A 9691-nucleotide genomic window follows, 5' to 3' on the forward strand; every position below is an offset into this window, starting at 1 on the left:
GTGCGCCGCCGCGACGGCGACCTGGAACAGCTCGGCGAGCAGGGCGCGGGCGTCGGCGGCCGGCATCATGGCAGCGGCCGCACGCCGGGGGCCTGGCCGAGATTACCGCGGAACACCTGCGGCGGCAGCGGCGTGCGGCCGCGGATGATGTCGGCGCCCTTTTCGCCCACCATGATGGTGGGAGCGTTGGTGTTGCACGAGGGGATGCGCGGCATGATCGAGCTGTCGCACACGCGCAGGCCCTCGAGCCCGCGCACCTTGAGGTCGAGGTCGACCACTGCCATGGCGTCGGTGCCCATCTTGCAGGTGCCGACCGGGTGGTGGTCGGTCTTGGCGTTGGCGCAGCCGTATTCGAACAGCTCCTCGTCGGTCATGCGCTCGGGGCCGGGCAGGCGCTCGGCCAGCACGTAGGGCTTGAGCGCGTCCTGGCGCATGATTTCGCGAGCGAGCTTCAGCCCTTCGATCGACATCCTCAGGTCGTGCGGATCGCTCCAGTAATTGGGATCGAGCAGCGGCGCCGCCGCGGGATCGGCCGAGGCGAGGCGCACGGTGCCGCGCGAGCGCGGGTGCAGATAGGCGGAGTTGAGGGTGACGCCGGCATGCTTCAGCCGCGCGACGCCGGCCTCGATGCCGGAGCCGAGCCCGAGATGGAACTGGATGTCGGGCGTGCGCGAAGCGGCGTCGGCGTACCAGAAGCCGCCCGTCTCGAACAGCGAGGAGGCGACCGGCCCGGTACGGAAAAGGACGTACTGGATCCCGGCCCACAGCGTGCGGTGGAGCTTGGCGACGTTGTCGTAGGTGTGGTCGCCGGTGCATTCGGCGATGACGAACAGGTCGAGGTGGTCCTGCAAATTCTCGCCGACCCCGGGCAGGTCGTGCTGCACCGGAACGCCGACCGCGCGCAGGTGTTCGGCCGGCCCGATCCCCGACTGCAGCAGCAGCTTGGGCGAGCCCATGGCGCCGGACGAGACGATGACGTCGCGCGTCGCGCGGACGGTTTCGAGGCTCCGGCCGCTGGCGATCTCGACGCCGATGGCGCGGCCGCCCTCGAGCACGATGCGGGTGACGAAGGCGCCGGTGCGTACGGTGAGGTTCCTGCGCCCGCGGATCGGTGCCAGATAGGCCATCGACGCCGAGGAGCGGCGGCGGTTGCGCTGCGTCAACTGGTAGAAGCCGACCCCGGCCTGCTCGCGGCCGTTGAAATCGGGATTGTAGGGGATGCCAAGTTCCTGCCCGGCCCGGATATAGGCGTCGCAGATGGGCAGCGCCGAAACCGGCATGGAGACCCCGAGCGGGCCGCCATAGGCATGGTAGTCGTCGGCGAAGCGCTGGTTGTCCTCGGCCCGCTTGAAATAGGGCAGGACGCTGCGATAGTCCCAGCCGGTGCAGCCCTCCTCGGCGGCCCACAGGTCGTAGTCGGCGGCGTTGCCGCGGGTATAGAGCTGGGCGTTGATGGTCGAGCCGCCGCCCAGCACCTTGGCCTGGGTGAAGCGCAGGACGCGGTCCCGCATGTGTCGCTGCGGCACCGTCGACCAGCCCCAGCTGGCGACGCCCTTGGTCATCTTGGCGAAGCCGGCCGGCATGTGGAACAGCGGGTGCCAGTCGCCGCCGCCGGCCTCGAGCAGCAGCACGGAGACATCGGGGTCCTCGCTCAGCCGGTTGGCGAGCACGCAGCCGGCCGGGCCGGCGCCGGTGATGACATAGTCGTAGGTCATGGGTTTACTCATCGCGGTCAGAGCCGGGCGATGGCGAGGCCGCCATCGGCGTTGATCACCGAGCCGGTGGCGAAGGCGAAGCGGCCGCCGGCCAGGGCCGCGACGATCTCGCCGACATCGGCGGGCTCGCCCCAGCGCTTCATTGGCACGAGGCCTTCCGCGATCAGGGCGTCGTAGCGGGGGGCGCCGGGGGCGGTCATGTCGGAGCGGATGATGCCGGGACGCACCTCGAAGACGGAGATGCCGCTTTCCGCAAGGCGCAGCGCCAGCGCCTGCGAGAAGGCGGCGAGGCCCGCCTTGGTCAGGCAGTAGTCGATGCGCTCGGGCGAGGCCATCGTCGCCGACACCGAGGTGATGTTGACCACCGCGCGCGCATGGCGCGCGTTGCTGTCGGCCAGCATCGCCCGCAGCACCGCCTGGGTGAAGAACACCGTGCCGCGCAGGTTGGTGCCGACAATGGCATCGAAATGCCCAGGCTCGAGTTCGAGGAAATCGCCACGCCTGACCGAGGCCATGCCGGCATTGTTGACGAGGCAGTCGATGCCGCCGAAGCGTCCCGTGACAGCGGCGACGGTCGCGGCGTGACCGGACAGGTCGGCGAGGTCGGCGGCAAGATAGATCGCCTCGCCGCCCTCCGCGCGCAGCCCGGTCAGCACTGCGTCAGCCCCGTCGTCGTCGCCGGGCAGGCCGGTGAGGGCGAGATCGAAGCCGGCGCGGGCGAGGGCGCGGGCGATGCCGAGCCCGATGCCTTTCCGGCCGCCGGTGACGATGGCCACTGGGCGCGTCCTCGCCGTCATGCCGCAAGCTCCTGGCGCGTGATGTGGTCGGCGACGCGCAGCGCCTGCGCCGCGATGGTCAGCGCCGGGTTGACCGCGGCCGACGAGGGCAGGAAGCCGGCATCGACGACGAACAGGTTGGGGTGGTCGAAGGCCCGGCAATATGGATCGAGCGGCGCCGTCGCCGGGTCGCTGCCCATGCGCACGGTGCCGCACTGGTGCGAGGGGGTGCGCTTGTCGAAGGGCTTGGCGAGGATCAGCGGGAAGCCGGCGCGGCGCAGCACCTGCCTGAGCTTGCGCACCAGCCCCAGATGCGCCTCCCAGTTGGTGCGCTGCCATTCGAGCACGATGCGCTTGCCATCAAGGCGCACGCGGCTCTCGGGCACCGGCAGGTCCTCGCTCATGGCGTAGAAGTCGATGCCGTGCCGCGACACGTGGTCGAGCAGCGCTTCGGGCACCAGCCCGAGGCTGGACTTGAGGATGGCGCCCGACACCCGCCCGAGCAGCTGCACGTTGCCGAGCGGCAGCCCGCCCTCGCCGTCCGACAGGTAGAAATCGTTGAAGCCGAAGGTCTTCTGGTAGACCGCGTCGTTGCGGAACCACGGGGCCACGGCGATCACCGCCGAGGCGTTGTGGTTCATGAAATTGCGCCCGACCTGGCCGGAGCGGTTGGCGAGCCCGCCGGGATTGGCGCCGTTGGCGGAAGCGAGCAGCAGCACCGCCGACTGCACCGCCCCGGCGGCCAGGATGACCAGCCGGGGATGCATGGATCGGGCTTCTCCGTGCTGCGTGTAGCGCACCCCCGTGATGCGGCTGCCATCGCCGGCGGTGTCGAGCCCGGTGACCCTGGCGCCGGTTTCGAGGCGGACGTTGGGATGTACGAGCGCCGCGGCCAGCGCTGCCGTCTCCGCGTCCATCTTGCCGTCATTGCTGTTGGGATGGGCGTCCCACGGCGTCCGCCCCCGCGCCAGCCAGCGGTCGAGGTCGAGCCCCAGCGGCAGCGGGGCAGGGTGCAGGCCCTGGCGCTTCAGCTTCTCGCCGATTTGCGCCACCGCCGGCTCGTCGGGCACCGGCGGATGCGGGTAGCCCTGCGAATGCGGCGGCTCGGTCGGGTCGCCGCCGAGCGCGCCGCGCACCTCGTACAGCGCCTCCGCCCTGCCGTACCACGGCTCCAGTTCCTCATAGGGGAACGGCCAGGCCGGGGAGACGCCGCCCCGGTGCTCGAGGGCGCCGAAATCCTCGCGGCGGAAGCGGGTCAGCACGGCGCCGTAGAATTTGGAGTTGCCGCCGACATAGTAGTAGTTGCCCGGGTTGAAGCCGGCGCCTTGGGCGTCGAACCAGGTCTCCTGCGGCCGGAAGAAGCCGCGCTGGAAGATGGCGCGCTGGTCGCGGTTCTCGGGCCGATCCGCCAGCCGCTCCCCAGCCTCGAGAATGAGGATGGCGGCGCCCGAGGGGGCCAGCCCGGCGGCGATTGTGGCGCCGCCGATGCCGGAGCCGACGATGACGATGTCGGGGCTGGTGGGGAGCATCGGCTCAGGCGATCCGCTGCTGGCTCTGCGCGTCGAAGAACACGGCCTTGTCGAGGTTGAAGGCGAGCCGGGCGTGCTGGCCGGCCGAAACCGCCGCGTCGGCGCGCAGTCGCGCGATCACTTCCTTGCCGCCGAGCTTGGTTACGGCAAAGGTGTCGGAGCCGGCCGGCTCCACCACCTCGATCAGGCATTCGGCCTCGACCACGTGCCGCGCCGTGCGGTCGGCGCCGTCATGGTCGGTCAGCGCCTCGGGGCGGATGCCGAACATCACCTGCTTGCCGCCATAGGCGGCCAGCCCGTTGGCGCGTCCGCCGAGGGCGAGCCGCACCGGTTCGCCATCCGGGCGGTCGAGCACGATGGCGGCGTCGCCGCCGTCGGTTTCGATGCGGGCGTGCAGGAGGTTCATCGCCGGCGAGCCCATGAAATCGGCGACGAACATGTTGGCCGGGCTGTTGTAGATCTCGGCCGGCGTGCCGAACTGCTGCAGCGTCCCGTCCTTGAGCACGGCGATCTTGGTCGCCAGAGTCATCGCTTCGATCTGGTCGTGGGTGACGTAGACGATGGTGGTGCCCAGCCGCTGGTGCAGCCGCTTGATCTCGGTGCGCATGTCGACCCGGAGCTTGGCGTCGAGGTTGGAAAGCGGCTCGTCGAACAGGAACACCTGCGGGTTGCGCACCAGCGCCCGCCCCATGGCGACGCGCTGGCGCTGGCCGCCCGACAACTGGCTCGGCTTGCGGTCGAGCAGATGGTCGATCTGCAGGATCTCGGCGACTTCCTTGACGGCCTTGTCGCGCTCGGGCCTGGGCACCTTGCGCACCTCCATGCCGAACGAGATGTTGCCGCGCACGGTCATGTTCGGATAGAGCGCGTAGGACTGGAACACCATGGCGATGTCGCGCGCCGAGGGGTGCAGGCCGCCCACCGAGCGGCCGGCGATCTCGATGTCGCCTGCGGTGATCGGCTCGAGCCCGGCGATGGTGTTGAGCAGCGTGGACTTGCCGCAGCCCGACGGTCCGACCAGCACGAGGAAGCCGCCCTGTTCGATCTCGAGGTTGATGTCCTTGAGGATGGCGACCTGGCCGTAGGACTTGTGCAGGTGCTTGATGGCGAGAAACGACATTGGCTTATCCCTTCACGGCGCCGGACATCAGCCCGCGCACGAAGTAGCGGCCCGAGACGATGTAGACGATGAGCGTAGGCAGGGCGGCGAGGATCGCCCCGGCGAAGTGAACGTTGTATTCCTTGACCCCGGTGGAGGAGCTGACGAGGTTGTTGAGCGCCACCGTCATCGGCGTCGAGGTCACGTCTGAGAACGAGGCGCCGAACAGGAAGTCGTTCCAGATATTGGTGAACTGCCAGATCACCGAGACGACGATGATCGGCCCCGAGGAGGGCAGCATGATGCGCCAGAAGATCTGGAAGAAGCGCGCTCCGTCGATCTGCGCGGCGCGCACCAGTTCGGTGGGGAAGGCCTCGTAGTAGTTGCGGAAATAGAGCGTGGTGAAGCCCAGTCCGTAGACCACGTGCACCAGCACCAGCCCCCAGGTGGTGCCGGCCAGCCCGAGGATGCCGAGCACCCGCGCCATCGGGATGAGGACGATCTGGAACGGGATGAAGCAGGCCAGCAGCAGCATGCCGAAGACGAGGCGGTGGCCGGGGAACTGCCACTTGGTCAGCACGTAGCCGTTGAGCGCGCCGAGGACGGTGGAGATGACGACGGCCGGCACCACCATCAGCACCGAGTTGATGAAGTAGGGCCTGAGCCCGGTCGGCTCGACGCCGATCTGTGCCGTCGACCAGGCCGACAGCCAGGGCTCGATGGTCCAGGTGCCGGGCAGGTTCAGCATGCCGCCCTGGCGGATTTCCTCGAGCGGCTTGAGGGAATTGACCACCATCACGTAGAGCGGCAGCAGGAAGAAGACGGCGAACAGCAGCAGCGCCGCATAGATGAGGGCGCGCGTCAGCTTGCCCGCGGCGATGGCATTGGCGGGGGCGGTCGGGTGCATCAGCGCTTCCCCCCGCGCAGCTCGGTGTAGAGGTAGGGGATGATGATCGAGAAGATCATCACCAGCATGATGATGGCCGAGGAGGCGCCGATGCCCATGAGGTTGCGGGTGAAGGTGTAGGAATACATGAAGGTGGCGGGCAATTGCGTCGCCTGGCCGGGGCCGCCGCCGGTCAATGCGATGACGAGGTCGTAGGCCTTGATGGCGAGGTGGGCGAGCACGACGAAGGCGGACAGGAACACCGGGCGCATCAGCGGGATGATGATGCGGCGGTAGATGGTGACCGTGGAGGCGCCGTCGATCTGGGCCGCCTTGATGACCTCGTTGTCGACGCCCCTGAGGCCGGCGAGGAACATCGCCATGACGAAGCCGGCGGACTGCCAGACGGCGGCCAGCACCACCGTGTAGATGGCGAGGTTGGAATCCTTGATCCAGTTGAACGAGAAGCTCTCCCAGCCCCACAGGTGCATGGTGTTCTCGAGCCCGATGCCGGGATCGAGGAACCACTTCCAGGCGGTGCCGGTGACGATGAAGGACAGCGCCATCGGATACAGGTAGATCGGGCGCAGCGCCCCTTCGGCGCGGATCTTCTGGTCGAGCAGGATGGCCAGCAAGAGCCCGATCGCCGTCGAGATGGCGATGTAGAGCGTGGCGAAGATGGCGAGGTTGCTGAGCGAGCGGTTCCAGTGCGGCAGCGCGAACAGCTTGCCGTAATTCTCGAGGCCGACCCAGTTGTAGGACGGCAGCATCTTGCTGTCGGTCATCGACAAATAGCCGGTATAGACGATGAAGCCGTAGACGAACACCAGCACCAGAAACACGCTGGGGCTGACGACGAGCCGTGGCAACCACGCCTGCGCTTGCTGCTTGACGCTCACTGCCTGATCTCCCCCTGGGACGGCCCGGGCACGCCGCCGCACCGCCTGGCGGCGGCGAAGGCGTGGCCGGAAGGCGCGAGGCGGCCCGTGGGCCGCCCCGCATTTTCGCTTACTGCACCGCGGCCACGGCCGCGACGAGTTCCTGCACCGCCTCTTCCGAGGTCAGCTCGCCGTTGAACTGGCGGGTGACGACGTCGTAGATGGCGTTCTTGACCGCCGCCGGGTTGGCGTGGCCGTGCGCCATCGAGCCGAACAGCGTGCCGTTGGCATTGGCTTCGGCGAGGTCGGCGATGGCCTTCTTGCCGCAGGCGTCGAAATCGGTATCCGGCACGTCGGTGCGCGCCGGGGCCGAGCCCTTGACCACGTTGAAGGCCGACTGGAAGACCGGGCTCTCGATGGACGAGGCCATCTGCAGCTGCGCCGCCTTCTTGTCGGCGGAGACGTTGAACATGGCGAACTGGTCGGAGTTGAACGTCACCGCACCCTGGGTGCCGGGGAAGCGCATGCACACGAAGTCGGTGCCCGGCGTCTTGCCGGCCTTGATGAACTCGCCCTTGGCCCAGTCGCCCATGAACTGCACGCCGGCCTTGCCTTCGATCACCATCGCCGAGGCGAGGTTCCAGTCGCGCCCGGAGAAGTTGTCGTCGACATAGGAGCGGATGACGCTCATGCGGTCGAAGGCCTCCTTCATCTTGTCGCTGCCCAGCGCCGCCGGGTCGAGGTCGATGAAGGCCGCCTTGTAGAAGTCGGTGCCCAGCGACAGCGTGATGCCGTCGAAGATGGTCGCGTCCTGCCAGGCCTGGCCGCCATGGGCGACCGGGGTGATGCCCTGCGCCTTGAAGGCCTCGAGCAGCGCCACCAGCTCGTCCCAGTTGGTCGGCTCCTTGCCGCCGGCGGCATCGAGCGCGGCCTTGTTGATCCACAGCCAGTTGGTCGAGTGGACGTTGACCGGGGCGGCGATCCAGTGCCCGTCATACTTGGAGAACTGCTGCAGCGCCGTCGGGATGACCTTGTCCCAGCCCTCGGCATTGGCGATCTCGTCGAGATTACCGAGCGCCCCCTCCTTGGCCCAGTCGAGGATGTCGAAGCCGAGCATCTGCACGGCGGTGGGGGCATTGCCGGCGGTGACGCGGGCGCGCAGCACCGTCATGGCCTCGGTGCCGCCGCCGCCGGCGACGGGCATGTCCTGCCAGGCGATGCCCTTGGACTCGAGGTCCTTCTTGAGGACGTCGAGGGCCGCGGCTTCGCCGCCCGATGTCCACCAGTGCAGGACTTCCACGCTCTCCTGGGCGTGGGCGCCGCCGAGCGAGGCGGCCAGGATGGCCGCTACGGCGGTGGTCGTCAGGAACTTGCTCATTGGTATCCTCCCGTTTGGCAAGTTGCGGGGGCGAGGCTCGTGCCCCGCCTTCTCCTCCGGCCGGGATGCCCCGGCCGGTAGTCTAGCGCGGCATCCACCAGGCCGTGCGCGGCCCCAGGTGCATGTTGAGCGTCTTGGTCTCGGTGTAGTCCTCGACGGCGTGCCGTCCGAGCTCGCGGCCGAGCCCGGACTGCTTGTAGCCGCCGAACGGCAATTCGGCGGCGCCGTCCATGAAGGTGTTCATCCAGATGGTGCCGGCGCGCACGCGGCGGCCGACGGCGAGGCAGTCGTCCATGCTGGCGCTCCACACGCTGGCCGACAGGCCGTAGTCGATGGCGTTGGCGATGCGAATGGCCTCCTCGCGCTCGGCGAAGGTAAGCACCGACAGCACCGGCCCGAACACCTCCTCGCGTGCCACCGCCATCTCCGGCCGCACGCCGGTGAGGATGGTGGGCGCCATGAACTGGCCGCTGCCGAGGTCGAGCGCCTCGCCGCCGAGCGCGACTTCGGCGCCGCCGGCGGCGGCGCCCCTGACATAGCCTTCGATCTTGTCGAGATGCTGCGCGGTGATGATGGCGCCGACCTGGGTCGCCGGGTCGAGCGGGTCGCCGACGCGCACCGTCTTCGACACCTCGTTGATGCGCGCGACGACGTCCGCGGCGATGGCGCGGTGCAGGATCAGCCGGCTGCCGGCGTTGCAGCACTCGCCGGCATTGAACCAGGCGCCGAACACGGCGGCGTCGACGAAGGCCTCGAGGTCGGCATCCGGGAAGACGATCTGCGGGTTCTTGCCGCCCAGTTCCAGCGACACCTTCTTGAGCGTCTGCGCGGCGTTGGCCATGGTCAGCCGTCCCACCCCGGTGGAGCCGGTGAAGGAGATCATGTCGACGTCCGCATGCGTGGTGAGCGCGGCGCCGACTTCGGCGCCGGTGCCGACGACGATGTTGACGACGCCGGCCGGCAGGCCCGCTTCCATCAGGATCTCGCCGAGCACCAGGGTGGAGGCCGAGGTCAGCTCGGACGGCTTGACCACGGCGGTGCAGCCGGCGGCGAGCGCGAAGGGCAGCTTCTGGCTGACGATCAGGAACGGGAAGTTCCACGGCGTGATGATCGCCACCACCCCGATCGGCTCGCGCAGCACCACGCCGAGCGTGGCGTCGCCCAGCGTGTTGTAGCTCTCCCCGTGCAGGTCGCGGGCGAGCGCCGCGGCGTAGCGCCAGAGGTCGGCGCTGCCCGCGATCTCGCCTTTCGCCTGGGTGATGGGCTTGCCCGATTCGAGCGTATCGAGCCGCGCCAGCTCGTCCTGGCGCGCCTCGATGAGGTCGGCGGCCCGGAGCAGCACGCGCGACCGTTCGGCTCCGGTCAGGCGCGGCCACGGGCCCGCGTCGAAGGCGCGGCGGGCGGCGGCCACGGCGCGCTCGGCATCGGCC

At 69.0% G+C, this 9691-nt stretch carries 8 protein-coding genes; all 8 read right to left on the reverse strand.

The features are described from left to right. Nucleotides 1-65 precede the first annotated feature (65 nt). On the reverse strand, nt 66-1715 hold the full coding sequence (locus VGD93_RS13000) for a GMC family oxidoreductase (protein ID WP_395012581.1): 1650 nt from the start codon (nt 1713-1715) through the stop codon (nt 66-68). A gap of 17 nt (nt 1716-1732) precedes the next feature. After that, on the reverse strand, nt 1733-2512 hold the full coding sequence (locus VGD93_RS13005; RefSeq protein WP_395012582.1) for a 3-ketoacyl-ACP reductase: 780 nt from the start codon (nt 2510-2512) through the stop codon (nt 1733-1735). Then, the gene (locus tag VGD93_RS13010; protein ID WP_395012583.1) at nt 2509-4020 is read right to left on the reverse strand and encodes an FAD-dependent oxidoreductase; all 1512 of its coding nucleotides are present in this window, start codon (nt 4018-4020) and stop codon (nt 2509-2511) included. The genes VGD93_RS13005 and VGD93_RS13010 overlap by 4 nt, the downstream gene beginning before the upstream one ends. 4 nt (nt 4021-4024) lie before the next feature. Continuing rightward, complete coding sequence (locus VGD93_RS13015; RefSeq protein ID WP_395012584.1) at nt 4025-5140, reverse strand: ABC transporter ATP-binding protein; 1116 nt, start codon at nt 5138-5140, stop codon at nt 4025-4027. A 4-nt stretch (nt 5141-5144) separates the two neighbouring features. Next, the gene (locus VGD93_RS13020) at nt 5145-6026 is read right to left on the reverse strand and encodes a carbohydrate ABC transporter permease (RefSeq protein WP_395012585.1); all 882 of its coding nucleotides are present in this window, start codon (nt 6024-6026) and stop codon (nt 5145-5147) included. Then, nucleotides 6026-6904, reverse strand: coding sequence for a carbohydrate ABC transporter permease (locus VGD93_RS13025; RefSeq protein WP_395012586.1), 879 nt, complete (start codon nt 6902-6904; stop codon nt 6026-6028). The genes VGD93_RS13020 and VGD93_RS13025 overlap by 1 nt, the downstream gene beginning before the upstream one ends. A 109-nt stretch (nt 6905-7013) precedes the next feature. Further along, nucleotides 7014-8261: an ABC transporter substrate-binding protein gene (locus VGD93_RS13030; RefSeq protein ID WP_395012587.1), complete on the reverse strand. Its 1248-nt coding sequence runs from the start codon at nt 8259-8261 to the stop codon at nt 7014-7016. Between the two features lie 82 nt (nt 8262-8343). Beyond that, nucleotides 8344-9691, reverse strand: a 1348-nt coding sequence (locus VGD93_RS13035; protein ID WP_395012588.1) for an aldehyde dehydrogenase family protein, incomplete at its 5' end; no start/stop codon positions are given.

Source organism: Devosia sp. (assembly GCF_036406155.1).
Lineage (GTDB): Bacteria > Pseudomonadota > Alphaproteobacteria > Rhizobiales > Devosiaceae > Devosia_A.